General features: G+C 57.0%; 25 protein-coding genes and 1 riboswitch. Of the genes, 14 read left to right on the forward strand and 11 right to left on the reverse strand.

What is annotated here, in order from left to right:
- The first annotated feature begins 526 nt into the window (after positions 1–526).
- Positions 527–2,539 (forward strand): excinuclease ABC subunit UvrB, encoded by a 2,013-nt coding sequence (gene uvrB, locus EBA31_RS05475; RefSeq protein ID WP_020825721.1) that lies wholly within the window; start codon positions 527–529, stop codon positions 2,537–2,539.
- Between the two features lie 108 nt (positions 2,540–2,647).
- Positions 2,648–2,905 (forward strand): VF530 family DNA-binding protein, encoded by a 258-nt coding sequence (locus EBA31_RS05480; protein WP_020825722.1) that lies wholly within the window; start codon positions 2,648–2,650, stop codon positions 2,903–2,905.
- Between the two features lie 4 nt (positions 2,906–2,909).
- On the opposite strand, the gene yvcK is transcribed toward EBA31_RS05480, so the two are convergent.
- Positions 2,910–3,827, reverse strand: coding sequence for a uridine diphosphate-N-acetylglucosamine-binding protein YvcK (yvcK, locus tag EBA31_RS05485; protein ID WP_020825723.1), 918 nt, complete (start codon positions 3,825–3,827; stop codon positions 2,910–2,912).
- Between the two features lie 260 nt (positions 3,828–4,087).
- Positions 4,088–4,230: riboswitch (molybdenum cofactor riboswitch) on the forward strand.
- On the opposite strand from yvcK, the gene moaA reads away from it, so the two are divergent.
- The 6 genes from moaA (at position 4,217) to EBA31_RS05515 (ending at position 7,902) form a co-directional block, all read left to right on the forward strand.
- Positions 4,217–5,203: a GTP 3',8-cyclase MoaA gene (moaA, locus tag EBA31_RS05490; protein ID WP_020825724.1), complete on the forward strand. Its 987-nt coding sequence runs from the start codon at positions 4,217–4,219 to the stop codon at positions 5,201–5,203. Its footprint overlaps the riboswitch before it by 14 nt.
- Before the next feature lie 149 nt (positions 5,204–5,352).
- The gene (gene moaB, locus EBA31_RS05495) at positions 5,353–5,865 is read left to right on the forward strand and encodes a molybdenum cofactor biosynthesis protein B (protein ID WP_122077647.1); all 513 of its coding nucleotides are present in this window, start codon (positions 5,353–5,355) and stop codon (positions 5,863–5,865) included.
- Positions 5,866–5,870: 5 nt separating this feature from the next.
- On the forward strand, positions 5,871–6,350 hold the full coding sequence (gene moaC / locus EBA31_RS05500) for a cyclic pyranopterin monophosphate synthase MoaC (protein WP_122077649.1): 480 nt from the start codon (positions 5,871–5,873) through the stop codon (positions 6,348–6,350).
- Complete coding sequence (gene moaD, locus EBA31_RS05505; RefSeq protein ID WP_012005757.1) at positions 6,347–6,592, forward strand: molybdopterin synthase sulfur carrier subunit; 246 nt, start codon at positions 6,347–6,349, stop codon at positions 6,590–6,592. The genes moaC and moaD overlap by 4 nt, the downstream gene beginning before the upstream one ends.
- Positions 6,593–6,594: 2 nt before the next feature.
- Positions 6,595–7,062: a molybdopterin synthase catalytic subunit MoaE gene (gene moaE, locus EBA31_RS05510; protein WP_122077651.1), complete on the forward strand. Its 468-nt coding sequence runs from the start codon at positions 6,595–6,597 to the stop codon at positions 7,060–7,062.
- A 129-nt stretch (positions 7,063–7,191) separates the two neighbouring features.
- The gene (locus EBA31_RS05515) at positions 7,192–7,902 is read left to right on the forward strand and encodes a Bax inhibitor-1/YccA family protein (RefSeq protein WP_020825728.1); all 711 of its coding nucleotides are present in this window, start codon (positions 7,192–7,194) and stop codon (positions 7,900–7,902) included.
- Between the two features lie 168 nt (positions 7,903–8,070).
- Here the strand turns inward: EBA31_RS05515 and EBA31_RS05520 are convergent, their stop codons facing one another.
- Genes EBA31_RS05520 through cecR form a run of 5 tightly spaced genes read right to left on the reverse strand, consistent with a single transcriptional unit; the run spans position 8,071 to position 13,775 of the window.
- Positions 8,071–9,177: an ABC transporter permease gene (locus tag EBA31_RS05520; protein ID WP_020825729.1), complete on the reverse strand. Its 1,107-nt coding sequence runs from the start codon at positions 9,175–9,177 to the stop codon at positions 8,071–8,073.
- 11 nt (positions 9,178–9,188) lie between these two features.
- Positions 9,189–10,343: an ABC transporter permease gene (locus tag EBA31_RS05525; protein ID WP_048761234.1), complete on the reverse strand. Its 1,155-nt coding sequence runs from the start codon at positions 10,341–10,343 to the stop codon at positions 9,189–9,191.
- Entirely contained in the window at positions 10,340–12,070 is a 1,731-nt protein-coding gene (locus EBA31_RS05530) for an ATP-binding cassette domain-containing protein (RefSeq protein WP_122077653.1), read from the reverse strand. Before EBA31_RS05530 ends, EBA31_RS05525 begins: the two co-directional genes overlap by 4 nt.
- Positions 12,071–12,080: 10 nt before the next feature.
- Entirely contained in the window at positions 12,081–13,067 is a 987-nt protein-coding gene (gene hlyD / locus EBA31_RS05535; protein ID WP_122077655.1) for a secretion protein HlyD, read from the reverse strand.
- Positions 13,068–13,085: 18 nt separating this feature from the next.
- A complete protein-coding gene (gene cecR / locus EBA31_RS05540; protein ID WP_116690980.1) occupies positions 13,086–13,775 on the reverse strand; it encodes a transcriptional regulator CecR in 690 nt (229 codons plus the stop codon).
- A 302-nt stretch (positions 13,776–14,077) separates the two neighbouring features.
- On the opposite strand from cecR, the gene rhlE reads away from it, so the two are divergent.
- Positions 14,078–15,439, forward strand: coding sequence for an ATP-dependent RNA helicase RhlE (rhlE, locus tag EBA31_RS05545; RefSeq protein ID WP_122077657.1), 1,362 nt, complete (start codon positions 14,078–14,080; stop codon positions 15,437–15,439).
- A gap of 91 nt (positions 15,440–15,530) precedes the next feature.
- On the opposite strand, the gene EBA31_RS05550 is transcribed toward rhlE, so the two are convergent.
- On the reverse strand, positions 15,531–16,559 hold the full coding sequence (locus tag EBA31_RS05550) for an HlyD family secretion protein (protein ID WP_020825735.1): 1,029 nt from the start codon (positions 16,557–16,559) through the stop codon (positions 15,531–15,533).
- A gap of 2 nt (positions 16,560–16,561) precedes the next feature.
- Positions 16,562–18,166, reverse strand: a complete 1,605-nt coding sequence (locus EBA31_RS05555) for an MFS transporter (protein ID WP_122077659.1) — start codon at positions 18,164–18,166, stop codon at positions 16,562–16,564.
- Between the two features lie 160 nt (positions 18,167–18,326).
- On the opposite strand from EBA31_RS05555, the gene EBA31_RS05560 reads away from it, so the two are divergent.
- The 4 genes from EBA31_RS05560 (at position 18,327) to dusC (ending at position 21,569) form a co-directional block, all read left to right on the forward strand.
- Positions 18,327–19,106, forward strand: a complete 780-nt coding sequence (locus tag EBA31_RS05560; RefSeq protein WP_122077661.1) for an IclR family transcriptional regulator — start codon at positions 18,327–18,329, stop codon at positions 19,104–19,106.
- Between the two features lie 12 nt (positions 19,107–19,118).
- Entirely contained in the window at positions 19,119–19,568 is a 450-nt protein-coding gene (locus EBA31_RS05565) for a universal stress protein (protein ID WP_020825738.1), read from the forward strand.
- A gap of 25 nt (positions 19,569–19,593) precedes the next feature.
- Positions 19,594–20,553, forward strand: a complete 960-nt coding sequence (locus EBA31_RS05570; protein WP_122077663.1) for a D-2-hydroxyacid dehydrogenase family protein — start codon at positions 19,594–19,596, stop codon at positions 20,551–20,553.
- Between the two features lie 80 nt (positions 20,554–20,633).
- Entirely contained in the window at positions 20,634–21,569 is a 936-nt protein-coding gene (gene dusC / locus EBA31_RS05575; protein WP_122077665.1) for a tRNA dihydrouridine(16) synthase DusC, read from the forward strand.
- A 40-nt stretch (positions 21,570–21,609) separates the two neighbouring features.
- Here dusC and EBA31_RS05580 read toward each other — a convergent pair whose 3' ends face one another.
- From EBA31_RS05580 to EBA31_RS05590, 3 genes are all read right to left on the reverse strand, one after another.
- Entirely contained in the window at positions 21,610–21,876 is a 267-nt protein-coding gene (locus EBA31_RS05580; RefSeq protein WP_020825741.1) for a hypothetical protein, read from the reverse strand.
- Between the two features lie 386 nt (positions 21,877–22,262).
- Complete coding sequence (locus tag EBA31_RS05585) at positions 22,263–23,024, reverse strand: arylamine N-acetyltransferase (RefSeq protein WP_122080587.1); 762 nt, start codon at positions 23,022–23,024, stop codon at positions 22,263–22,265.
- A gap of 200 nt (positions 23,025–23,224) precedes the next feature.
- Positions 23,225–24,163 carry a LysR substrate-binding domain-containing protein gene (locus EBA31_RS05590; RefSeq protein ID WP_122077666.1) on the reverse strand — a complete coding sequence of 313 codons (939 nt, stop codon included), beginning with the start codon at positions 24,161–24,163 and terminating at the stop codon, positions 23,225–23,227.
- 90 nt (positions 24,164–24,253) lie between these two features.
- Between EBA31_RS05590 and EBA31_RS05595 the strand changes: the two genes are divergently transcribed.
- On the forward strand, positions 24,254–25,099 hold the full coding sequence (locus EBA31_RS05595) for a DMT family transporter (RefSeq protein WP_238387496.1): 846 nt from the start codon (positions 24,254–24,256) through the stop codon (positions 25,097–25,099).
- Positions 25,100–25,167 lie beyond the last annotated feature (68 nt).

Here is a 25,167-nt window from a genome sequence, read left to right on the forward strand (position 1 = left end):
AGCCATCTTGGCGAGAAGAAACGCCAAAAAGCGTTCTTTCTGCAACTCCCGCCGGGGGCGGGGCGGTGAGAGTTATCCACTATTCCTGTGGATAACCTTGTGCATTAGATTTAGAAAACCGGTTTAAAGCGAGAGCGGACGCGGGTTCTGTTCGCTTTGTCCGCAATCTCGTCTTTTTTATAAAATCATTATTAATCAATAAATTAACTAAAATCAAGCGGCCTCTGTATTGATGAAGTGCCTATGTATGATTTTTCGCCACAGTGCTATCAATAAGTTAATTCGTGGCGGATTTTGGGGATAAAACTGTTATTGACAATAAAAATGTCACGCCGCTGTAACTCTGGCGGTGCATTCAGCCCGGATTGACGCACGCCAAAGCAACGAACCGCTTGAAGCTGGTTTTATATCCAGTATCATAGGCACTGGCGAAAATCGCCGGGGCTTTCCATAATTAGAGGCCATTCACCGAGCAGCAGCTCCATGGCCGCCTGAGCGCGCGCATCTCCACAGGGTAGCCGAGTCAATGAGTAAAACGTTCAAACTGCATTCCGAATTCAAGCCGGCCGGCGACCAGCCGGAAGCCATCCGTAAGCTGGAAGAGGGCCTGGAAGACGGCCTGGCTCACCAAACGCTACTGGGCGTAACCGGCTCGGGCAAGACATTCACCGTCGCTAATGTGATCGCCGATCTCAACCGACCCACCATGGTGCTGGCGCCCAATAAAACTTTGGCGGCGCAGCTGTATGGTGAGATGAAAGAGTTCTTTCCCGAGAATGCGGTCGAGTATTTCGTTTCTTACTACGACTACTATCAGCCGGAGGCCTACGTCCCCAGCTCCGACACCTTTATCGAAAAAGATGCCTCGGTGAACGAACACATCGAGCAGATGCGCCTTTCTGCGACGAAAGCGCTGTTGGAACGCCGCGATGTGATCGTGGTGGCGTCGGTATCGGCGATTTACGGCCTGGGCGATCCGGATTTGTACCTGAAGATGATGTTGCATCTGACCAAAGGCATGATCATCGATCAGCGGGCGATCCTGCGTCGTTTGGCGGAGCTGCAATATAGCCGCAACGATCAGGCTTTCCAGCGCGCGACGTTCCGCGTGCGGGGTGAAGTGATTGACGTCTTCCCGGCGGAATCGGATGAATTGGCGCTGCGCATCGAGCTGTTTGACGAAGAGGTCGAACGGCTTTCGCTGTTTGATCCCCTGACCGGCCAGATCGAACAAGAGGTGCAGCGTTTTACCATTTACCCCAAATCGCACTATGTGACGCCGCGCGAGCGGATCCTGCAGGCGATGGAAGAGATCAAGGTGGATCTGGCCGAGCGGCGCAAGGTGCTGCTGGCCAATAACAAGCTGCTGGAAGAACAGCGTCTGACGCAGCGCACCCAGTTTGATCTGGAGATGATGAACGAACTGGGCTACTGCTCCGGCATTGAAAACTATTCGCGCTACCTGTCCGGGCGCGGCGAGGGTGAGCCACCGCCGACGCTGTTCGACTATTTGCCGGCAGATGGTCTGCTGGTGGTTGACGAGTCCCACGTGACCATTCCGCAAATCGGCGGTATGTACAAAGGCGACCGTTCACGCAAGGAAACGCTGGTGGAATACGGTTTCCGCCTGCCGTCGGCGCTGGACAACCGCCCGCTGCGCTTTGAAGAGTTCGAAGCGCTGGCGCCACAGACTATCTATGTGTCTGCTACGCCGGGCAAATACGAGCTGGAAAAATCCGGTGGTGACATTATCGATCAGGTGGTGCGCCCAACCGGGCTGCTGGATCCGCAAATCGAAGTGCGGCCGGTGACCACCCAGGTGGACGATCTGCTTTCCGAAATCCGCAAGCGGGTGGCCATCAACGAGCGTGTTCTGGTTACCACGCTGACCAAACGCATGGCGGAAGATCTGACCGAATACCTGGAAGAGCATGGCGAGCGGGTGCGCTACCTGCACTCGGACATCGATACCGTGGAACGGGTCGAAATCATTCGTGACCTGCGCCTGGGCGAGTTTGACGTGCTGGTGGGTATCAACCTGTTGCGTGAAGGGCTGGACATGCCAGAGGTATCGCTGGTGGCAATTTTGGATGCCGATAAAGAGGGCTTCCTGCGTTCCGAACGTTCATTGATCCAGACCATTGGCCGTGCGGCGCGTAACCTCAACGGTAAAGCTATCCTCTACGGTGACAAAATTACCGACTCGATGGCCAGAGCGATCGGCGAGACCGAGCGTCGCCGTGCCAAACAGCAGGCGTTCAACGAAGAAAACGGCATTGTACCGCAGGGCCTGAACAAGAAAATTTCCGATATTTTGCAGTTGGGTAAACCCAGTACCCGCAGCAAGGGCAAAGGGAAGGGCAAAGCTGCGGAAAACGCCGCTCAGTACCAAAATCTTACGCCAAAAGCGCTGGATCAGAAGATTCGCGAGTTGGAAGCGCAGATGTATACCCACGCGCAAAACCTGGAGTTCGAGCAGGCGGCGGGCTTGCGTGACGAAATCCACCAGCTGCGCGAGCAGTTTATTGCCATTTCATAACCCATTGGCGCGCTGCAGACCGCGGCGCCGCCAAAACATAAAATCCTTGTCGCCTCCGCCAAAGCTGATTATGGTGTGCGGCCATTTGACTACTGCGAGCCACCGACCATGACCCAACACCAGTCCAAAGACCCGATGCACGGCATCACTCTGGAACAGCTTCTGAATAAACTGGTGGAAAACTACGGTTGGTCAGGGCTGGCTGAACGCATTCGCATCAACTGCTTCAGCAGCGATCCCAGCATCAAGTCCAGCCTGAAATTTCTGCGTCGCACGCCCTGGGCGCGCAAACAGGTGGAAGATCTTTATCTCGACATGGTTGAGCAGGCCGCCAGCGATAACCCGTGGCTACGTGGCGGCAAATAAACGCTCAGGCGCGGGCACCTAACTCGATCAACGCCTGATCCAGCGCCTGGCGCAGCAACTGACGATCGTGGCGGTAAGGAATATCCTGCGCTTCCAGCGGCTGTTTGATCACCACCCGATCTTGCACTTCACGGGTATCTGCCGTTGGTCCGACAATGACGGCATCGATCATTTGGCGGCCAATTTTCGCCTCCATCAATTCCAGCTTGTTCTTCAGCGTCAAGGCTGCCGCCGCGACGCTTAATTCGCGTCCGAGGTTGTCGATATAAATCATATTGGCGCTGCTGCGACGCAGAGCCTGCGTAAGGTCATCGAGCAACAGCAGAGGCATCAGGCTGGTCAGAAAACTGCCCGGTCCTATCAGGATCACGTCGGCCTGCGCGATAGCATCCAGCGCTTCGCGCGTTGCGTTGACGTGAGGTGACAGCATCAGCTCCTGTGGCATGTCGGTCAGTTGATCGACATTCACCTCGCCGTAAACGTGGTTGCCTTCATGATCGTGCGCCATCAGGTCCACCGGCTGTTCGGACATCGGGATCAGCGCCGCGTCCACCTTCAGTAGGCTGCGCACCAGGTTGATCGCTTCCAATGGGCGTACGCTCAGGTGATCCAGGGCTTTCAACATCAGATTGCCGAGGTTGTGCCCAGACAGTTCGCCATTGCCGCTGAAGCGGTATTCGAACATCGCGGAAGCCACGCTCGGTTCGGTGATCAACTGATTCAGGCAGTTACGGGTATCGCCCCAGGCAATGCCCCCTTCCGAACGGCGAATACGGCCGGTAGAACCGCCGTTATCGGTGGTGGTGACAATACCGGTTAAACGGGAGCCTAAAGACGACAGGGAAGACATCACGCGACCAAGACCATGACCGCCGCCTAATGCCACTACCCGATCGAGATCGGCCAGGGTTCGATTACGCATAAATTTCCTTACAAGGGGGCTTAACTGCCCGCATAAAGTAGCGGATTTGGCGTAAAAACGCGAAAAAGAGTGTGGTTTGCGTGATTCCGGTCAATTCGTCTCCCTAAAGGCTGTTTATCATGGTTTATCAGATTAGGAATCGCCTAAAATCGCTGTATACACAATTATATAGCGAAATTGCGCGTTGGCTATCGCGTTTGTTTAGCGCTAGAATTCCGATGAAAACCACGGTTTCGTTCCGGCTACTCCGACTGCGGGAACTGAGACCAAAACTCCTAGCCTCTGGGCCTACGTTGTTCCTGCGAACAATATGGCGCTTGGGCCGTGGCGAAGTCAGCCACCAGGGTGCAGAGCGGAAACGTTCGCATCTCCCGACTTTGGAAGGTGTTATGGTGCCGCAACTCATTGATGCTTATGAGCGCAAGTTCTATTACTTGCGCCTGTCGATCACCGACGTGTGCAACTTTCGTTGCACCTACTGCTTGCCGGACGGCTACCGCCCGAACGGCAGCCCGAAAACATTCTTGTCGCTTGATGAGATCCGACGCGTCAGTCGCGCATTCGCCGAACTGGGCACCGAAAAAGTGCGCCTGACCGGCGGAGAGCCTTCTCTGCGCCGCGATTTCACCGAGATCATCGCTGCCGTGCGTGAAAACCCGGCCATCCGCCAGCTCGCCGTGACCACCAACGGTTACCGTATGGCGCGCGACGTCGCCGGCTGGCGTGATGCCGGCCTGACGGCGGTCAACGTCAGCGTCGACAGCCTGGATCCCCGCCAATTTCATGCCATTACCGGGCAGGACAAGTTCCGCCAGGTGATGGACGGCATCGACGCCGCCTTTACCGCCGGTTTCAGCAAGGTGAAGGTCAACGCGGTGCTGATGCGTGACGTTAACCACCAACAGCTGGGCGCCTTCCTTAACTGGATCAAAGACCGCCCGATTCAACTGCGCTTTATCGAACTGATGGAAACCGGCGAGGGGGGCGATCTGTTTCGCAAGCACCACGTTTCCGGTGAAGTGATCCGTTTGCAGCTGGAACAGCAGGGCTGGCAGCGTCAGCCGCGTGGCCGCAGCGACGGCCCGGCGCAGGTGTTCAGCCATCCGGATTATCAGGGCGAAGTGGGCTTGATCATGCCGTATGAAAAAGATTTCTGCGCCAGCTGCAACCGGCTGCGTGTTTCCGCTATCGGCAATTTACACCTGTGTCTGTTCGGCGAGCAGGGCATTGGTCTGCGCGATCTGCTGACCAATGATCAGCAGCTTGATGAACTGAAGGACCGCATCCAGGGCGGGCTGCTGAGTAAGAAACAGACTCACTTCCTGCATCAGGGTAACAGTGGCATAACGCAGAACCTGTCGTTTATCGGCGGCTGATCCCCGGCATCTTTCAAGCCGCAGCGTTGTTGGCTGCGGGCGCTCACCCCAGTCACTTACCTGAGTAAGCTCCTGGGGATTTACGGCCTTGCCGCCTAGCTGCAACTTGAAATCTATTGGGTATCCTATGAATAGGAGCAAAGTGAACAATGAGTCATGCCAGCAGTGAATTCATTCCGGTACATATCGCTATTTTGACCGTTTCGGACAGCCGTGGCGAAGCGGAAGACACCTCGGGCCAGTACCTGCAAGAAGCGGCGCTTGAAGCCGGACACCGGGTAGTGGATCGCGCCATCGTCAAAGACGACAAATATCTGATCCGCGCACGCGTTTCCGCGTGGATCGCAGATGAAACGGTGCAGGCCGTGCTGATCACCGGGGGCACCGGCTTTACCGTCAGAGACTACACCCCGGAAGCGCTGCTGCCGCTGTTCGATCGTGAAGTGGAAGGCTTCGGCGAACTGTTTCGCATGGTGTCTTACGAAGAGATTGGCACCGCCACTGTCCAGTCGCGCGCGCTGGCCGGTATGGCCAACCAGACGGTGATTTTTGCCATGCCGGGATCGACCCGCGCCTGCCGCACCGCCTGGGAACGTATTATTGAAGAGCAGTTGGACGCGCGTCACCGCCCGTGCAACTTTCTGCCACATCTAAAGAAATAAAAATTATGACGCAGCTAACTCACATTAACGCCGCGGGCGAAGCTCATATGGTCGACGTTTCAGCCAAAGCAGAAACGGTGCGCGAGGCGCGCGCCGAAGCCTTCGTCGAGATGCTGCCGGCCACGCTGGCGATGATTATCGATGGCAGCCACCATAAGGGCGACGTGTTCGCCACGGCGCGCATCGCCGGTATCCAGGCCGCGAAGCGCACCTGGGAGCTGATCCCGCTGTGCCATCCGCTGATGCTGAGCAAGGTCGAAGTGCAGTTGGAGGCACAGCCCGAACACAGCCGGGTACGGATTGAAACCTGCTGCCGTCTGACCGGCAAGACCGGTGTTGAAATGGAGGCCTTAACCGCGGCATCAGTGGCTGCGTTAACCATTTACGACATGTGTAAGGCGGTACAGAAAGACATGGTGATCGGCCCGGTGCGCCTGCTGGCGAAAAGCGGCGGCAAATCCGGTGATTTTAAGGTGGAGCTATGATTAATATTCTGTTTTTTGCTCAGGTACGCGAACTGGTTGGCACCGGCGATTTATCGATGCCGGCAGATTACCCGACGGTTGAAGCGCTGCGTAAGGCGCTGTGTGAACGCGGTGACCGTTGGGCGTTGGCGCTGGAGTCCGGCAAGCTGCTGACCGCGGTGAACCAGTCGCTGGTGGCGGCCGAACATCCGCTGCGCGCCGGCGATGAAGTCGCTTTCTTTCCACCGGTAACCGGGGGTTAAGAGTGGAAAATACCCGTATCCGCGTGGGTGAGGCGCCGTTCAGCGTCGGCGACGAATACCAGTGGTTGGCGCAGTGCGACGATGATGGCGCCGTGGTCACCTTTACCGGCAAGGTACGCAACCATAATCTGGGCGATAACGTCAGTGCGCTAACGCTCGAGCACTACCCTGGCATGACCGAAAAAGCGCTGGCGGAGATCCTGGACGAAGCCCGTGGCCGTTGGCCCTTGCAGCGCGCAACGGTGATCCACCGCGTTGGCGAGTTGTTTCCCGGTGATGAGATTGTCTTCGTTGGCGTGACCAGTGCGCACCGCAGCATGGCGTTCGAGGCCGCCGAGTTCATCATGGACTACCTGAAAACCCGGGCGCCCTTCTGGAAACGCGAAGCCGTCGGACAGGGAGACCGTTGGGTCGATGCGCGCGACAGCGATCGGCAGGCGGCGGAACGCTGGCATAACGCAGATAAATAACCGTTAAACAGCGGAAACAAATCAATACCTTTGCCGCTTTGCCATCGGGTTTTATGTGGTACGCTTATAGCAGGCCGAGCCCCACAAATGGGGGTCGAAATCTTGTTTCATACGCAAAAGGTAACCGTCATGGACCGATATCCACGCTCTAATGGTTCAATCGTCGAACGTGCCAACAGCGGCATTCAGGCTTATATGGCGCAGGTTTATGGCTGGATGACCTGCGGTATGCTGTTGACGGCGTTTGTTTCCTGGTACGCGGCCAATACGCCTGCGATCCTTAACTTTATCTTCTCCAGCCAGATCACCTTCTTTGGCCTGATCATCGCGCAGTTGGGGCTGGTGTTCGTTATTTCCGGCATGGTCAATCGTCTTAGTGGCACGGTCGCCACCTCGCTGTTTATGCTCTATTCGGCGCTGACCGGGCTGACGCTTTCCAGCATTTTCATCGCTTACACCTACAGCTCGATCGCCAGCACCTTCGTGGTGACCGCCGGCATGTTCGGTGCGATGAGCCTGTACGGCTACACCACCAAGCGTGACCTGAGCGGTTTCGGCAGCATGCTGTTTATGGCGCTGATCGGCATTGTGCTGGCTTCGCTGGTCAATATCTGGCTGAAAAGCACGGCGTTGATGTGGGCGATTACCTACATCGGCGTGGTGGTGTTTGTTGGCCTGACGGCGTATGACACCCAGAAACTGAAGGCCATGGGCGAGCAACTGAACGCCGATGATAAAGACAGCTTCCGCAAATACGCCATTGTCGGCGCGTTGACGCTGTATCTCGATTTCATCAACCTGTTCCTGATGTTGCTGCGCATTTTCGGCAACCGCCGTTAAATCCGTCGTCTTTCAAGCTGCAGCGTTGTTGACTGCGTTCGCCTACCCCAGTTACTTACTTAAGTAAGCTCCTGGGGATACACGAGCTGGTCGCCTAGCCGCAGCATGAAATCCATAGGATTTACAGCGAAGAGAAAGACTCTGCGATCTCGATCGCAGAGTCTTTTTTTATGCAATTTTGCGGCGGAACATGGCGTAAGCGGCGCTGCCGGTGGTGGCGGTAATGGCCAACAGTGGCCACAGGCTGTGCCAGATGATGCTGAAACTGGCGTCTTTCAAATAGATCTGTTTGGTGATGTCGGTGAAGTGGCGGATGGGGTTTACCCAGGTGAGGTTTTGCAGCCACACCGGCATATTCTCCACCGGTGAAACATAACCGGAGAGCAGGATGGCCGGCATCATAAACACGAACACGCCGATAAACGCCTGTTGCTGGGTGGCGCACAGCGACGAAATCAGCAGGCCGAACCCCACCAATGACAGCCCGTAAATCAACATGGTGCCGTAGAACAACAGCAGCGACCCGGCGAACGGGATCTGATAGATAAAGATGCCGATCAGCAACACTATGCTGGCCTGGAAGGTGGCGACAATCAGCGCCGGCACCGCTTTGCCGATAAAAATCTGCCAGGTGGTCAACGGCGACACCAGCAGTTGCTCCAGCGTGCCCTGTTCACGTTCGCGCGCCACCGACAGCGAAGTCACTATCAGCACGCCAATGGTGGTGATCATGGCGATCAGCGACGGCACCACAAACCACTTGTAGTCCAAATTCGGGTTATACCAGTTGCGCACCACCAGTTCGCTGTTGTTAGGCTTGGCACGGTTGCCGATCAGCTCATTTTGGTAGTCCTGCACAATCTGCTGCACGTAGTTGGCGGCGATCTGTGCGCTGTTGGAGTTACGCCCATCGAGCAACAACTGCAGCGGGGCCGTATTGCCGCTGGCGATATCCCGTGAAAATTGTGCCGGGAAACGGATCAGCAGCAGCGCTTTTTGGTTATCGATAACGCTTTGTATCTCTTGGGGGCTGCGCAACAGCAGCACGTGGGAGAAGGCCTTGGCCTTGGCAAAGCGCTGGGTCAGCTCGACCGAGGCATGGCCGCTGTCTTCGCTGTACACCGCAATGGTGGCATTGGTCACTTCCAGCGTGGCGGCGAAGGGAAACAGCAGCACCTGCAGAATAACCGGCAAAATCAGAATGGCGCGGGTCTGCGGGTCGCGCAGCAGCGATTGCATTTCCTTAATGATTAACGTCCAGAGACGGTGAAACATCTTCTTTCCCCTTAATCCAGCCGCCGCTGGGTTTTCCAGGCCGTCAGGCCGATAAATACCACCGCAGAAGCGATCAGGAACAGCAGGTTAATCATCAACACCGTGCCGACGTTGCCCGCCAGGAATAGCGTTTGCAGCGTGCTGACGAAGTAACGCGCCGGGATGATGTAAGTGACGGCGCGTACGATGGCCGGCATGCTGTCGATCTGGAAGATAAAGCCGGACAGCATAATCGACGGCAGAAAGGCGGCATTCAGCGCCACCATCGCCGCGTTGAACTGGTTGCGGGTAATGGTGGAAATCAGCAGCCCCATGCCGAGCGTACTGGCGAGGAACAGGCTGCTGATGACGAACAGAATCAGCAGAGAACCGCGATAGGGCACCCCGAGCACCCACACCGAAACCACCATGCACAGCACCATGGCGATCATGCCGAGGAAGTAGTATGGCACCAGCTTCGACAGCAGCAGTTCGGTTCGCGTCACCTGAGTGGAAAGCAGCGCTTCCATGGTGCCGCGCTCCCATTCGCGGGCGATCACCAACGAGGTGAGGATAGCGCCGATGACCGTCATGATAATGGTGATGGCGCCGGGAATGATGTAATGCCGGCTGATGGCCGCCGGGTTAAACCAGTAGCGCATCTGCACGTCGATCAGCGGTTTTTCTTCGCGCCCGCTGTCGGTGGCGCGCTGCTGTTGCCAGATTTGCCACACTCCCTGGGTATAGCCCTGAACGAAGTTGGCGGTATTGGGTTCACTGCCGTCGGTAATGATTTGCAAGGGGGCGCTGTCGTGCGGCCGCGCCATACGTTGGGCAAAATCATTGGGGATCACTACCAGCCCGCGGATGCGCCCGGCTTGCATCAGCTGGATCAACTGCTGGCGATTGTCGCTGATAGTGGGCTCGATATAGGGCGAACCGGTAAAAGCGTTAGCCAGATCGCGTGCCTCTTCACTTTGTTGTTCCATCAAAATCCCCAGCCGCAGCTTGCTGGAATCCAGGTTGATGCCGTAGCCAAAAATAAACAGCAGCATCAGCGGAATGACGAAGGCGATCAGCCCGCTGCTCGGATCGCGCATAATTTGCCGCGTCTCTTTCAGGCACAGCGCGCGCAACCGCCGCCAGGAGAAACCGCTGTCGTCGGTGCTGGCCGTTTCGCTATTCATGCTTTTTCCTCCTGATCATAACCCTGCACCAGTTCGATAAATGCCTGCTCCATCGAAGGGTTGGGGTTCTCGCTGCTGGCCACCTGATGCTTGAGATCGTCCGGGGTCCCGGCGGCGATGATTTTGCCGCGATACACCAGCCCGATGCGGTCGCAATATTCCGCCTCGTCCATAAAGTGGGTGGTGACCATGACGGTGACGCCCTTGTCTACCATGCCGTTGATATGCAGCCAGAATTCACGCCGGGTGAGGGGATCGACACCGGAGGTGGGTTCGTCGAGAAACAGGATATCCGGTTCGTGCATCAGCGCGCAGGCCAACGCCAGCCGTTGTTTGAAGCCGAGCGGCAGGGAATCTGGCGTCTGGTTAATGATGGGGTCGAAGTTGAAGGCGCGGGACATCTCACTGATTTTTTCGCGCTGGGCCTTGCCGCTCAGACCATACACGCCGGAGAAAAATTTCAGGTTTTGCGCCACCGTCAGGTTGCCGTACAGCGAGAATTTTTGCGCCATGTAGCCCAAATGCTGGCGCGCCTTGCCCGAGCTGGTTTTCAGGTCCATTCCCAGCACCAACGCCTTGCCTTCGGTTGGCACCAGCAGCCCGCACATCATTTTGAAAGTGGTGGACTTACCGGCCCCGTTGGGGCCCAGCAGGCCAAAAATCTCGCCGCGCTGCACTTTAAAATCCACGTGGTCGGTGGCGGCAAAGTCACCGAATTTCTTCGTCAGTCCCTGCGCTTCGATCACGGTTTCTGTGCTTTCCCCTTCGACGGTTGGCATGATTTCCGCCAGCGCCGACTTGCTGTTCGGCCCGCCGCCGAGCAAATCGATAAATGCATCCTCAAAGCGCGGTTCCGCTTCGCTCAGCTCGGCGTCCGGCAGATCCAACGCCTGCAACACCTGGCGGTGATCTTCGCCTTCTTTCAGGATCAGGCGCAGGTATTTGCCCTGGATCACGCCGTCGGTGACCGCAGGCAGGCAGATCGCCCGTTGCAGCAAGGCACGGTGGCTGCCGGCTGGTGGTGCTATCAACACCGTGCGCCCGGCCATGCGCTGGGTGAGATCTTTAGGTGCGCCGCTGAACAACAGTTCCCCTTCATTGAGCAGCAGCACTTCACGGCATTGTTCCGCTTCGTCCAGATAGGAAGTGCTCCACAGGATCAGCATGCCGTCGTTGGCCAGCTCATGCACCATGCGCCACAGCTCGCGGCGCGAGATCGGATCGACGCCGACGCCGGGCTCATCGAGCAACAGCACCTGCGGTTGCCCGACCAGTGTACAAGCCAGCCCAAGCTTCTGCTTCATGCCGCCCGACAGTTTGCCCGCCAGTCGGGTGGTGAAGCGGGTGAGATCGGTAAATGTCAGCAGCCGATCAAAAGTCTGTTTACGCAGATCGCCAGTGACGCCGCGCAGATCGGCATACAGCGTCAGGTTCTCCATCACCGTCAGATCTTCGTACAGGCCAAACTTTTGCGGCATATAACCGAGGATCGCATGCAACTGGCGATCCTGAGCGATCGGATCCAGCCCGGCGACGCGTAACGTTCCGCTGCTGGGTTTGAGCAAACCGGCCAGCATGCGTAGCAGGGTGGTTTTTCCGGCGCCGTCCGGGCCAACCAGCCCGGTAACCGCGCCGCTGGTCAGCCGGGTGGTCAGGCTGGCGACCGCCGGTTTTTGCAGCGACGGAAAACGTTTCTCCAGCGCTTCCAGCTCAATCACCTGTTCCATCACCGTCCCCTCAAGGTTTGGCAAAGTGAACGGTAACCGGCATCCCCTGGCGCAGCGCGTCATCGGCATCGGTGACGATCACCCGCAAGCGGTAAACCAGATCGGTTCGCAGGTCTGGGGTTTCGACGCTTTTCGGCGTGAATTCAGCGGTCGGTGAGACAAAACCGATTTTGCCGTGATAGGGCTTGTTCGGTCGGCTGTCGGTATAAATTTCCAGTTCGGTGCCCGGCGTTGCTTTACCCAGGTTGGCTTCATTCACGTAGGCGCGTACCCAGACCGGACGGGTCAGCGACAGAGTAAATACCGTGCCGCCGGCATTGAGCATGGTGCCTGGCTCAACGGCCCGAGTCAGTACGGTGCCGGCCGACGGGGAAACCAGAGTGGTGTCGTGTAAATTAAGCTGTGCCTGAGCCAGTGCGGCTTCGCTCTGCGCCAGATTGGCTTTGGCTTCTTCAATCTCCTGCGGCCGGTTGCCTTTCAGGTATTGCGCCAGCTTGTCCTTTGACGCCTGCAGGTTGGCCTGCGCCTGATTGCGTGCGGTACGGGCATCTTCCAGCGCATCGGCAGAAGTGGCGTTTTTCGCCCACAGCCCTTGCTGACGTTTCAGGTAGCTGTCGGCGTAGCTGAACGCGGACAGGCGCTGCGCCATTTCCGAACGCACCTGGGCGATTTCCTCGGTACGATAACCGGCCAGCAGCAGCGCCAGTTTGGCTTTGGCACTGCCGACGTTAGCCTGCGCCTGCTGCAGGGCGTTGATGTAAGGCGCGTCGTCCAGTTTCCCGAGCAATTGCCCCGGCTGAAGGGCATCGCCTTCATCCACCGTCAGCGACGCCAGCCGCCCATCGACGCGGAAGCCCAAATTCACCGTGCGGATATCCACGTTGCCATACAGCGTCAGCGGTTTGTCCTGCTGCTGCTGGTAATACCAAACCCCGTAAACGGCCGCGGCGATCAGCACAATAGCCGCCACAATGAGGGCACTGCGTTTCTTGTTCATAACACTCCCTGCCTGAATTTACGCGCCATAGCGTTGGCGCAGCCCATTAACCAGAATCTCGATATGTTCAGCCAGCACCTCGCTGATTTGTTCCGCCTCGGCCGCGCCGATCTGCTGCCAGCCGGCCTGACGGCGAACGGTTTCCCGCGCCACGCGAAACGACAGCACTTCGCCGATCAGCGCGTGGGTATGCAGCACAATTTTGGTCGAATGCCCATCCAGGCCGGTGTAGGCCGCCAGCAGGCGACAAAGCTTGTCATGCAGCGGTGCGACCACCTGCTGGTGGATCAGCGGGTAGGCATCGGTGGGGGAAAGCTGCTCGCGCGACATGATTTTGCTCAGGTTCAGCGTCTGCGGTTGCGTCATCAGATCGCTGAACGCCAGCAGGCCGCGCTTCAGGTGGTCGAGGTAGTGCTCCGGCAGGCGTTCGGTGGCCGGCAACTGCCAGAAGCGATCAATCTCGTCGGCCAGGGGGCGAAACGCCTGCTGGATAAAATCGGCAATCCACTGTGCAACGGCCAGATACAGGCCTTCTTTGGAATTGAAGTAGTAGGTGATTGCGGCGATGTTGTGCCCGGCGCGCTGGGCGATATCGCGGGTGGTGGCACCTTGAATGCCATATTCGCCGAACATCTCGATGGCGGCGGCGATCAGCTGCTGTCGCGCCTGCTCACCCCGTGCCCGGCTGGCGGTCTGATTATTTGGCATTGATGGCACTCGCTAAAGTTAATCAATCATATGATTAACTTTATGCCAGCTTGGGTAAAATGCAACCAGTAGGCATCGTTTATTTAAGGTTATTTTTTCGGACTAGGCTGAATTCCCGGCATATTGTGCTTTGAGCCAGTAAAATTGCGTTTTCTTGTTCGAGTTCTGCTACAATCGCCCGCTTGGTGCACTGCAGTTTGTGCCAATCCCTCGTGGTCATGCTTAATGTCCCGTCTGATAATCCTCCCAGGAAACTGCACCGAACACTGTTAGGTTAGGGGGGATCTGGAGTTTTTCTCTTTATGTCATTTGAAACCCTCGGCTTAAGTGCTGAAATTCTGCGCGCTGTTGAAGAACAGGGCTATCGCGAACCTACGCCAATTCAACGCCAGGCGATTCCTGTCGTATTGGAAGGTCGTGACCTGATGGCCAGCGCCCAGACCGGTACCGGTAAAACCGCTGGCTTTACCCTGCCGCTGTTGCAGCTGCTGAGTAAGCATGACCATCCGGTCAAAGGCCGCCGTCCGGTACGCGCGTTGATCCTGACGCCAACCCGTGAGCTGGCAGCGCAGATCGGCGAAAACGTCGAAGCCTACAGCAAATATCTGCGCCTGCGTTCGCTGGTGGTATTTGGTGGTGTGAGCATCAACCCGCAGATGATGAAACTGCGCGGCGGCGTCGACATTCTGGTGGCAACACCGGGTCGCCTGCTGGATCTGGAACACCAACGCGCCGTTGACCTGTCCAAAGTTGAAATTCTGGTGCTGGACGAAGCCGACCGCATGCTGGATATGGGCTTTATCCATGATATCCGCCGCGTGCTGGCCAAGTTGCCTGCCAAGCGTCAGAACCTGCTGTTCTCTGCGACCTTCTCCGACGATATCAAAGGGCTGGCCAACAAGCTGTTGCACAACCCGGCATCGGTTGAAGTGGCGCGCCGCAATACCGCGTCCGAGCAGATCGAACAAAGCGTGCACTTCGTAGACAAGAAGCGTAAGCGGGAATTGCTGTCCCAGATGATCGGTGAAGGTGACTGGAAGCAGGTGCTGGTGTTCAACCGCACCAAGCACGGTGCTAACCACCTGGCCGAACAGTTGAATAAAGACGGCATCACGGCCGCTGCGATCCACGGCAATAAAAGCCAGGGCGCTCGTACCCGTGCGTTGGCCGATTTTAAAGATGGTAAAATTCGCGTATTGGTTGCTACCGACATCGCGGCGCGTGGTCTGGACATCGATCAGTTGCCACACGTGGTGAACTACGAACTGCCTAACGTACCGGAAGACTACGTACACCGTATCGGTCGTACCGGTCGTGCAGAACGTACCGGCGAGGCTATCTCGCTGGTGTGCGTGGATGAACACAAGCTGCTGCGCGATATCGAGCGCCTGCTCAAGCGTGAAATCCCACGTATCGCATTGCCAGGCTACGAGCCGGATCCAAGCATCAAGGCGGAGCCGATCATTAACGGCCGTCAGGGTGGTGGACGTGGTGCGCCGCGCGGCAACGGCGGTGGTCAACGCGCCGGTAACGGTGGCGGCCAGCGCAGTGGCAACGGCGGCCAGCGTGAAAACCGCGGTGGCGGCAGCGCCCGCCCACAGGGTGATGGCAAACCGCGTTCAGGCGCACCTTCGCGTCGTCCGCGCAACCGTCCGGCCGAGTAAGCTGATACTGATGATAAAAAAGCCACCGTTTACGGTGGCTTTTTTTTACGTGAAACCCAGATGATCGCGTCAAAGCGAGGGGCAAAAACTCTCAGCGCATTTCGAGTTCCGGCACCACCGACATACCGACCCGCAACCGTGCCAGGTCAGCCTGGTTCGGCTCCAGCAGAATTTTCACCGGCAGGCGTTGCACCACTTTGGTGTAGTTGCCGGTGGCATTATCGGCGCTGATGGCGGCAAAGGTGGCGCCGGTGGCTGGCGCTATGCTGTCGACATGACCGCGCAGCGTTACGCCGGGCAGCGCATCTACGCGGATCGATACCGGTTGGCCGGCGGAGACATTGGCCAACTGGGTTTCCAGGAAGTTGGCGACGACATAGCTCTGCTGCAGTGGCACTACCGCCAGTAACCTCGTCCCGGCAGAGACCCAGGCCCCTTCGCGTACCGCTCGCTGGCCCACGGTGCCGGCAATGGGTGCGATGATTTGTGTATAAGAAAGATTGAGGCGTGCCTGGTCAACGCTGGCCTGTGAGGCGGCAATATTGGCTTCGGCCTGTTTCCTGCTGGCCTGCAATACCCCGACCTCTTTGCGTGCAGAGACCACGCCAGCCTGGTTTTGCTTCAGCTGTGCCGCGGCGGTTTGCATCGCGGAGGCGGACTTTTGCTGCTCATCCGCGGTTGCGGTGCCGGTTTTTAGCAGCCGGCGATAGCGGTCGGCATTCTGCCCTGCATAATTGAGCGTGGCCTGGCTGGCGCTGACGCCGGCTTCCTGTTGGGCAATATTGGCCTGTTGTTGATCCAGCTGCGCTTGAATACTGGCCAGCTTGGCCTGGCTAATTTGCAGATTGGCCTCCGCCGTTTCCAGCGCCACGCGATAGTCGCGGTCGTCGATAGTGGCCAATACTTCGCCGGGTTTAACCTGCTGGTTATCGGTTACGTTGACGCTGCGGATATAGCCGGAAACCTTGGGGGCCACCAGTGTGTAATCGGCCGTCACCACCGCGTCGTCGGTACGAAAATGGTGGCGGGTAAGCGATGAATAGACAAAGAAAGCGATGGCCAGCAGGATGACCAGCAGCAGCGCCAGAGTTAAGGTTCGTTTTGCAGGAGTGAAGCTCATGGTTATGATCCTGATGTTTTTGGAACTAAAGGTAAAAGGGTTTGCGGCGGGTAGACGCGGGTCGGTAGCCAGGCAGTCAACAGCACCAGCAGCAGGGCACAGCAGATAATCAGCAGATAGGCATCGCTGATGCTGAGGATCATCGCCTGATGTTTTACCAACGTTGAAAAATGCCCGAGGTTTTCCGCAGAACTGACCGATCCGTCCGGCAATAACGGCATGTCACCGCTAGCTTGTTCTGAGTTCTCTGCGGTCATTAGCCATGGGCTATTGCCCAGTCGATCCACCAGCACCTGAGAGTGGAACTTCTCCCGGTGACTCATGAAATTCTCCACCAGACTCCCCGCCGCCACGGTCGAGAAGCCGCGTACGGTGTTAAACATCGCCGAGGCGAAAGGCCCCTCGGGTGCCAGCACGACGCTGGTGGAGGTCATCAGGACCGGCAAAATCATCATCGGTTGACCAAACGCCAGCAGGCTCTGGATCAGCCAGAAGTTTTGCCGTGCCCAATCATCGGTTAATTGCATACCCAGCAAGCAAGCGCTGACGATGAGGCCCGCGCCGGCGGCGAGCATCCAGCGACAGTCAATCCAACGGAAATTCAGCAGGGTAGCCACGAGCGGTGCTATCACTAACTGCGGTAAGCCAATGGTCAGCGCCAGTGGCGCGAATTGTGCGGTGCGAAAACCTTCAACCTGCGAGAAATAGAATGAAGGAAGCAGTGAGCCGGACAGCCCCAGTATCAGTACGCCTGCCAGCGTCAGCAGACTATGAGACAGGTTTATCCGCTTCAGCATTTGCAACTTGAACAGGGGGAGCGGGTGATACCATTCGTTGATTAAAAACGTTACCAGCAATGCGATGGAAACCGGCAGCATCAGGCTAATCAACGGCGAATTAAACCAGTCGAGCCGCTCTCCCTGCGTTAGCGACAGGATCAACAATGCAATGCCACTGCAACCGGTCAGCATGCCGAACAGATCAATCTGGTGTAAACGTTCAAGGCGTAATGGATCCTGCGGTAGCCCCCATCCCATCAATAAAGAAGCGATAAAACACAGCGGGATAGCCTGCCAGAAGACAAACTGCCAGCCCAGATGATCGGTCCACAGCGCCGCCAGCGGCGCCGCGACGTTGGGACCAAAGGTGGCGGTGAGCGCGTAGGCGGCTAAACCATAAAGTTTGATATCCGGCGGCAGAAAACGCAGCGCGACCGTCATCAGCAGCGGCGGCAGGGCACCGCCAAACAGACCTTGAACGATTCGTAGCGTAATAAACAGCGTGGGATCTGAGATTAAGGGTTGGAGTACGCCGACCGCAGCAAATCCGCTGACCATCACCAGGGCAAAGCGCCGCAGTGAGAACGTCACGGCAAACCAGGGCGCGACCATCATTGCTGCCACCTCCGCAGCCTGATAAGACGAGGTGATCCAACTGGCTTCGTCATAGCCAATGCCGATAGCCGCACGAATATCCGCCAACGCCAGATCGCTTAACCGGTCATTCAGCCCCGAAGTCAGGGCAGCAATCAGTACCCCCACCAGGCCTAATGCCAGGCGCAGGGTGAAAGGATGCGGTGCAGCGGCAGGCGCAGGCTGAACATTCATAGTGTGACTCCGGTAACGAAACTAACGATGCACTGTATTGCATGGTGGTACAATGTGATGCATGCTACATTGTGGTTCGCTGTATTGCAATGTGGTACATCGTGTCTGAGGGAATAAAAAAATGTTACAGTGTGGGCCAAAAGTCAGGGAGAGAGCCTCAATGTCTGAACCTACAACCTACTGTGATGATGAAAGGGCCGGTGGCATTCAGGTCATTACCCGTGCAGCGAAAATCCTTGATGCCCTGGGTGAAAAGCCGAACGGCATGAGCCTGGGGGAAATCGCTGCGGCGGTCGATCTGCCGCGCTCCACCGTGCAGCGTATTGTCAATGCGTTGGATTCTGTACAACTGGTGCGTGGCGGAGCCGGAGGCGTACGCCTGGGGCCGTCGCTGTTGCGGCTGATTGCCAGCGTACATACTGAAATGGTGGCAATTGCCACCCCCTGGTTGCAGGCATTGAGCGATGCTACCGGTGAGACGGTATCTCTGGGACGAGCCAGCGGGCTGCAGTTGGCTGTGGTGCACTACATCGTGGCGGATCGAGAGCTGCGAGTCGTACCGCGCATCGGCATGAATTTGCCGCTGTACAGCACCTCCGGCGGGCGCGCGCTACTGGCGTTGAACAGCGATGATGCGGCGCGGGATCTGTTGGGTGAAGCCTATCAGGCGGTGACTGACTTGACGGTACGTGATTTTGCCGGGCTGATGGATCGCTTGGCTGACATACGCCGTACCGGGCTGGCTTACGACCGGGAAGAAACGCTGGAAGGCGTCTCCACCATGGCGGTGGCTATCGACACTATCCTCGGGCGCTTCTCCATCAGCCTGTTAGTGCCCAGCAGTCGCTTGATCAAAAACGAAGCTCGCTATCGTGAGGAGATCCTCAAATGCAAAGAGGCGCTGATCGATGAGATTGGTAAAGGCACATCGCGAGATTGACGGGAGAAGACGATGAAAACGCTGTTGGTCGCAGTTGATAATTCCGCCACCGCTCGTAAAGTTATTTCACTGGCTGCTGAACAGGGGTTGGCCCAACGGGCAACGGTAGTGGTGCTATGCTGTGTGGACCTCAGCTATTCCACGACGGGCCCCTATGACATTGCCGTCGGTGAAGATCCGGCGGATTTTGGCTGCGCACAGGATGAACAAGGCGCAGCGGCAGCCGTAGTGCGTCAGGCGCTGAGTGAATTGAAAGATGCCGGTGTCAGCGCGCGTGGCAAGGTAGTGCCCGGAGAACCGGCGGAAACCATAGTGGCTCAGGCTAAAGAGCTGAATGCCAGCATGATTATTATGGGCCGCAGGCATCTTTCACCCTTTAACCGTTTGTTGAGAGGCTCGCACAGCGCTTTGGTAATAGAAAACGCCGACTGCCCGGTGCTGATCGACGTACGCGCTGATTGACTGTCTCTGCTTCCCGGAGCCGAAGATGAAATTGAAGTGTGCAATTCTTGATGATTATCAGCAGGTGGCGCTTGGCATGGCGGACTGGTCGGCTATTGCCGATCGGGTAGAAGTATTCGCCATGAGCCAGCATTTTACCGACGAAGCGGAGTTGGCCGTGCACCTGCAGGATTGCGACATTCTGGTGATCATGCGCGAGCGCACGCCAATCACGGCCTCGCTGTTGGTGCGTTTGCCTAAGTTGAAGCTGGTGATCACCTCGGGTATGCGCAATGCGTCTGTTGATCTGGCCGCGGCGGCGCAACGTGGCGTTGTGGTCTGCGGTACCGCCAGCGGTTCGGCCGCGCCGATGGAGCTGACCTGGGCGCTGTTGCTTGGGCTGGCGAAGCATATCGTGCCGGAAAACGCCGGGCTGCGTAATAACGGCCCCTGGCAGCAGGCGCTGGGCGTGACGCTGCAAGGGAAAACGTTGGGGCTGTTGGGCCTGGGCAAGATTGGCAGTCAGATGGCGATGGTCGCGCAGGCCTTTGGCATGCGTGTGGTGGCCTGGAGCCAAAATCTGACGGCGGAAAAAGCCGCGCAGCAGGGGGTTCACCTGGTGGAATCTAAACAGGCGCTGTTTGAACAAAGCGATTTTGTTTCCGTCCATCTGGTGCTGAGTGAACGCACGCGCGGGCTGGTGGGCCAGCAGGAGCTGCAGGCAATGAAAAAAACCGCTTACCTGATCAACACCTCACGTGCGGCCATTGTCGACCGCGCTGCGTTGATTGACGCCTTGCAGAACCAGCGAATAGCCGGGGCCGGGCTGGATGTGTTCGAGGTCGAGCCTCTGCCGCTCGACGATATCTTCCGCCGTCTGCCCAATGTGTTGGCGACGCCGCATCTGGGCTACGTGGCGGATGATAACTATGGCATTTATTTCCGCGAAGCGATCGAAGACATCGTGGCGTTTCTCGCCAATGAACCGATACGCCGTTTGAGCTAGCCGGCTTTTATTCCCCTGGATGCTTGTCTGATGCGGGTATTCGCCCGTATCATTGCGCGTCTTTTTTAGCAGGGGTAATCATGCGCGTATTATTGGCTCCGATGGAGGGCGTTCTCGATTCTTTGGTGCGTGAGTTACTCACCGAAGTGAACGACTACGACCTGTGCATCACCGAATTCCTGCGCGTGGTCGATCAGCTGTTACCCGCCAAATCTTTCTATCGCCTGTGCCCCGAACTGCATCATGCCAGCCGCACGCCGTCCGGCACCCTGGTGCGCATCCAACTGCTGGGCCAATATCCGCAGTGGCTGGCGGAAAACGCCGCCCGTGCGGTTGAACTCGGGTCCTATGGCGTCGATCTCAACTGCGGCTGCCCGTCCAAGCTGGTCAACGGCAGCGGCGGTGGCGCGACGCTGCTGAAAGATCCGGAGCTGATTTATCAGGGGGCCAAAGCGATGCGTGCGGCGGTGCCGGATCATCTGCCGGTCACGGTAAAAGTCCGGTTAGGTTGGGACAGCGACAGCCGCAGTTTCGAAATTGCCGACGCGGTCCAGCAGGCGGGCGCCACCGAACTGGCGGTGCATGGCCGCACCAAAGAGGACGGCTACAAGGCGGAACGCATCAACTGGGCGGCGATTGGCGAGATCCGCCAGCGGCTGACCATACCGGTGATCGCCAACGGTGAAATCTGGGACTGGCAAAGCGCACAAGATTGCCTGCAAACCACCGGCTGTGATGCGGTGATGCTGGGGCGCGGCGCGCTTAACGTGCCGAACCTGAGCCGGGTAGTGAAGTATAATGAACCGCGCATGCCCTGGCCGCAGGTGGTGCAGCTGCTGCAAAAATATGTTCAGCTGGAAAAGCAGGGCGATACCGGCCTTTATCACGTGGCACGCATCAAGCAGTGGCTGGGTTATTTACGTAAGGAATATGACGAGGCGACCGAGCTGTTCGGCGAAGTGCGCGCTTTGAATAATTCAAAAGATATCGCCCGGGTAATTTGCCGCTCGGAATAATAAAAACCCGCCTAAGGCGGGTTAGCATAAATTCGTATTATCAGGACTCACTGTCGAGACGATTTATTTCTATCTCGATATCCTGAATGGTTTTTTCCAACCCTTCAAGGCAGGCACCCTGTTTATTCAGCAGGTCGCCAATCGCCCCAGCGAATTCCTTATGTTTATATTCGCCTTGGTCGAAAGCCAGCCATTGCGCAGACAGCGTCTCGGTATTGGATTGTGCATAGTGTCTCATTTCCTTCAGCTGAGAAACCACATCACGTAAATTATCAATCTGCGTTTTGCTGTTTTCATTGTCACTCATGCATAGCTCCTTGGGGTACGTCGTTTAAATAATTGCGACTGCCAGATAAAGACTACCCTATCTGGAAAAATATATCAGTGCTATGAGCTGCCATGACTGATTATCGTGGGATATATATCGTTAAAATTGCTTTATAAACAAAATAATATGCCAATTGTAAAATTTTATAAATTATCATTATTAAATCGTTTTTATAGGTGTTAATTAAATTGTCAATAGTCTGTGTCTTATATTTTGATGGCGGAAGGAAAGCATAAATATTTAATTTTTGTAGCGCTATAAAATAGAAGGAATATTCCCCTATTGAAAGGGGCGTTATTTCCCTGCTGGCGGCTTAGCCCTTTTTATACTGCGCCACCGGGCCATGCCATAGTTAATTCAGAGCGTCAGTTGTCCAGATCAATCCCAAAATAGCGCATCAGCGCTTTACGGCGCTCCTGTTCCGAATGCAGCGTCGACTCCCGACGGTGGTGATCTTCGGTGATAATCAGCTTGTTCTCACTGATCGTCACGCGGCCATTTTCTGTTGCGTGGGAACACACCAGTTTTTGTGTGAAGTGCGACTGCGGCGAGGTGCTGTGGTAGTGGCACATGCCGTTGAACTCACTCGATTCACGGGCTTGCAGGGTAAAGCGGTACAGGGTTTTGGCGTGCGAACGGTTATCGCCATTGCGGCGTTCCAGATAGTAGGTCTCGCCTTCCTGTTCCAAATGGAAGGTGCCGCTTGTTTGCGGTTGCTGCTCGGTGGTGGTGATTTTCAGCGGCGTCAGGAACGAATCACCAAACCCCACGTCCACCAGATACGGCTGATCCAGCTCTACCATCAGCGCCATATGATCGAAGGGCGCGCCGAAGCTGCCATCGCGGGCGCGGATCTCGCCGGAAATAAAATTCACCTTGAAACCGATGTCTTTCAGCAGCAGGGCGAACAGCCGGTTCAGCTCATAGCAAAAACCGCCGCGGTTGCGTTCGACAATTTTATTGAACAGCGCCTGTTCTTCCAGATCAATGCCCTGATGGTAAATAATGCTCAGGTTCTCAAAGGGAACCCGCAGCATATGGCCACGGTGTAATTGCTGCAGCGTCAGGAGGTCTGGTTGGGGGATGCCTGCGAATCCAATATGTTGCAGGTAGCGTTGTCTGTCCACGGTTTGTCTCGCAGTAAAAAATTTGATTATATCTTTCATACTTCAAGCTGCCTCTTTGTTGACTTCCTGCGCTTACCCAGTCACGTACTGTTTGTACGCTCCCGGGGATGCGCTTAGTTGTCGCCGCGATGCAACTCGAATTATTTTGGATATATAAAATAGATGGATTTTTCGCACCTGTGGGAGCAATAAGTGCTGCGTCAGAACGCCGAGGGCTTGCCTGCCGCTTGCAGCAGCAAATTCACCCAGCGGCGGGTGGTGGTGCTAACGAATGCGCTGTCCGCCCAGCACAGGCGATATTGATAGGCTGCGGGCAGTTGTTGGTTTTCGCCAAACACCCGAACCAGCTTGCCGGCAGCCAGGGCGTCCTCAGCGACCGCCAGGCTACCGAGCACCACGCCATTGCCGTCGATGGCTTCTTGCAGCGCATGCCCGACGCTGTTGAAGGTGATTATACCGCGTGGCGCGGTGGTGCCTTCGCCAAAGGCGGCAAACCAGTCCTGCCAACCGGCAACGCCGAGCTTATGCCCGTCTTTCCACGGCGAATGGATCAGCTGCAACGATGCCAAGTCAGCGGCGGTGATCGGCGCTGAATGGGCGGCGAGAAAGCTTGGGCTTGCCAGCGGGGCGAAGGCATCGGCGAGGAGTTCGTGCGAGTGTGGCGGCGGGTTGTCCGTGGGGCTATAGCGGATAGCAATGTCGGCTTCACCACTGGCCAGATCGCGTAAGCTTTCGTTGGCATCCAACACCAGCGAAACATCGGGATCGGCACGGCGTAACGCCGGCAAACGTGCCGCCAGCCAATGGCTGGCGATCCCCAGGGTACAGGTCAGTTTCAGCGTTTGCTGTTGCTCTGGCCGGGCGCGGTCACTGGCTTTTTGCAGCAGCGTCAGCGCGCGGGTGACATCAATCGCCAGCCTTTTTCCGGTCTCGTTAAGCGCTACCGCATTGCCCTTGCGGTGAAACAGTTCCACCCCCAGCTCGTTCTCCAGATGACGTATCTGGCGGCTGACCGCACCCAGCGTCACGTTCAACTCTTCCGCCGCTTCGGTAAAACTGGCGCAGCGGGAAGCAACCTCGAAGGTATGCAAGGCTTTCAGCGACGGCAGGCGAGGTTGAGCGTTCAGCTTGAGTTTCATTCAACCATATTGCCAATCTATCGATGTTCCACAAGCGATTTTTTGCTTACTTTTGGGGCAACAATCGGACGGGAGTATCGCGTGGACGTAATGATGGGGCTGGCCGCCGCGCTGTGCTGGGGCAGCACGGATTTTTTGATTGGCATTAACGCCCGAGCGGTGGGGGTGCGCAGGGCGGTATTTTTCTCGCAGGCGATCGGCTTTGTGATTTTTAGCGCGTGGTTATGGGCCACTTCGGCTCCTTGGTTAGAAGCTTCAGCTTCCATTTGGGGGCTGGCGTTGCTGGCCGCGAGCCTGACCGTGGGGGGAACGCTTGCGCTGTCGCAGGCCTTTGCCATTGGCAAGGCGGCGATGGTGGCGCCGCTGGTTACCAGCTACGGGGCGGTCACTACGCTGTTATCGTGGATCAGCGGTGAACGGCTGGGAGCTTTGACCCTGGCAGGGCTGGCGGTGTGTCTGCTGGGCGTCATGTTGACTGCCGTGAGCCCGGGGCGTCAGCCGGGCAGATCGCGCTCGACTTTGCCCGCAGTGACCTTTGCGTTGATCGCCGCCTTTTGTTATGGCACCGGTTTCTGGTTACAAGGGAAATACACGCTGCCGGTGCTGGGGCCGAGCCTTAGCCTGTGGCTTGGTTATACGGTGGGGCTGACGGCTCTGCTAGCGCTGAATACTGACCGACGCGCATTGATGGCCCGGCCCAGTTGGCGGCAGGGTGGAGTGCTGTTGCTGGCCAGCCTGCTGAGTCTGGCGGGCTTTAGCGCATTTGCCATGGGGGCCGGTAGCGGATCGCTGGCGATTGTGACGGTGCTGAGCACCCTGTCTGGCGGCATTGCCGCACTGCTCGGCGCGCTGTTACTGCGCGAGCGGCTATCTGCCTTGCAGTGGGCAGGCGTGCTGACGGTACTGGCTGGCGCCCTGGTGCTGCATATGAAGTGACCTAACCCATAACCAGCAGCGTCTTAATTTGGGCCGTTGTTTGCATTGATGATCTGAGCGGGCGATAT

Source organism: Serratia sp. P2ACOL2 (genome assembly GCF_003691565.1).
GTDB classification, from domain to species: Bacteria; Pseudomonadota; Gammaproteobacteria; order Enterobacterales; family Enterobacteriaceae; genus Serratia; species Serratia liquefaciens.

Coding starts and splice junctions, on each gene's coding strand:
- uvrB (WP_020825721.1), top strand. CDS start 527: ATGAGTAAAACGTTCAAACTGCATTCCGAATTCAAGCCGGCCGGCGAC.
- EBA31_RS05480 (WP_020825722.1), top strand. CDS start 2,648: ATGACCCAACACCAGTCCAAAGACCCGATGCACGGCATCACTCTGGAA.
- yvcK (WP_020825723.1), bottom strand. CDS start 3,827: ATGCGTAATCGAACCCTGGCCGATCTCGATCGGGTAGTGGCATTAGGC.
- moaA (WP_020825724.1), top strand. CDS start 4,217: ATGGTGCCGCAACTCATTGATGCTTATGAGCGCAAGTTCTATTACTTG.
- moaB (WP_122077647.1), top strand. CDS start 5,353: ATGAGTCATGCCAGCAGTGAATTCATTCCGGTACATATCGCTATTTTG.
- moaC (WP_122077649.1), top strand. CDS start 5,871: ATGACGCAGCTAACTCACATTAACGCCGCGGGCGAAGCTCATATGGTC.
- moaD (WP_012005757.1), top strand. CDS start 6,347: ATGATTAATATTCTGTTTTTTGCTCAGGTACGCGAACTGGTTGGCACC.
- EBA31_RS05515 (WP_020825728.1), top strand. CDS start 7,192: ATGGACCGATATCCACGCTCTAATGGTTCAATCGTCGAACGTGCCAAC.
- EBA31_RS05520 (WP_020825729.1), bottom strand. CDS start 9,177: ATGTTTCACCGTCTCTGGACGTTAATCATTAAGGAAATGCAATCGCTG.
- EBA31_RS05525 (WP_048761234.1), bottom strand. CDS start 10,343: ATGAATAGCGAAACGGCCAGCACCGACGACAGCGGTTTCTCCTGGCGG.
- EBA31_RS05530 (WP_122077653.1), bottom strand. CDS start 12,070: ATGGAACAGGTGATTGAGCTGGAAGCGCTGGAGAAACGTTTTCCGTCG.
- hlyD (WP_122077655.1), bottom strand. CDS start 13,067: ATGAACAAGAAACGCAGTGCCCTCATTGTGGCGGCTATTGTGCTGATC.
- cecR (WP_116690980.1), bottom strand. CDS start 13,775: ATGCCAAATAATCAGACCGCCAGCCGGGCACGGGGTGAGCAGGCGCGA.
- rhlE (WP_122077657.1), top strand. CDS start 14,078: ATGTCATTTGAAACCCTCGGCTTAAGTGCTGAAATTCTGCGCGCTGTT.
- EBA31_RS05550 (WP_020825735.1), bottom strand. CDS start 16,559: ATGAGCTTCACTCCTGCAAAACGAACCTTAACTCTGGCGCTGCTGCTG.
- EBA31_RS05555 (WP_122077659.1), bottom strand. CDS start 18,166: ATGAATGTTCAGCCTGCGCCTGCCGCTGCACCGCATCCTTTCACCCTG.
- EBA31_RS05560 (WP_122077661.1), top strand. CDS start 18,327: ATGTCTGAACCTACAACCTACTGTGATGATGAAAGGGCCGGTGGCATT.
- EBA31_RS05565 (WP_020825738.1), top strand. CDS start 19,119: ATGAAAACGCTGTTGGTCGCAGTTGATAATTCCGCCACCGCTCGTAAA.
- EBA31_RS05570 (WP_122077663.1), top strand. CDS start 19,594: ATGAAATTGAAGTGTGCAATTCTTGATGATTATCAGCAGGTGGCGCTT.
- dusC (WP_122077665.1), top strand. CDS start 20,634: ATGCGCGTATTATTGGCTCCGATGGAGGGCGTTCTCGATTCTTTGGTG.
- EBA31_RS05580 (WP_020825741.1), bottom strand. CDS start 21,876: ATGAGTGACAATGAAAACAGCAAAACGCAGATTGATAATTTACGTGAT.
- EBA31_RS05590 (WP_122077666.1), bottom strand. CDS start 24,163: ATGAAACTCAAGCTGAACGCTCAACCTCGCCTGCCGTCGCTGAAAGCC.
- EBA31_RS05595 (WP_238387496.1), top strand. CDS start 24,254: ATGATGGGGCTGGCCGCCGCGCTGTGCTGGGGCAGCACGGATTTTTTG.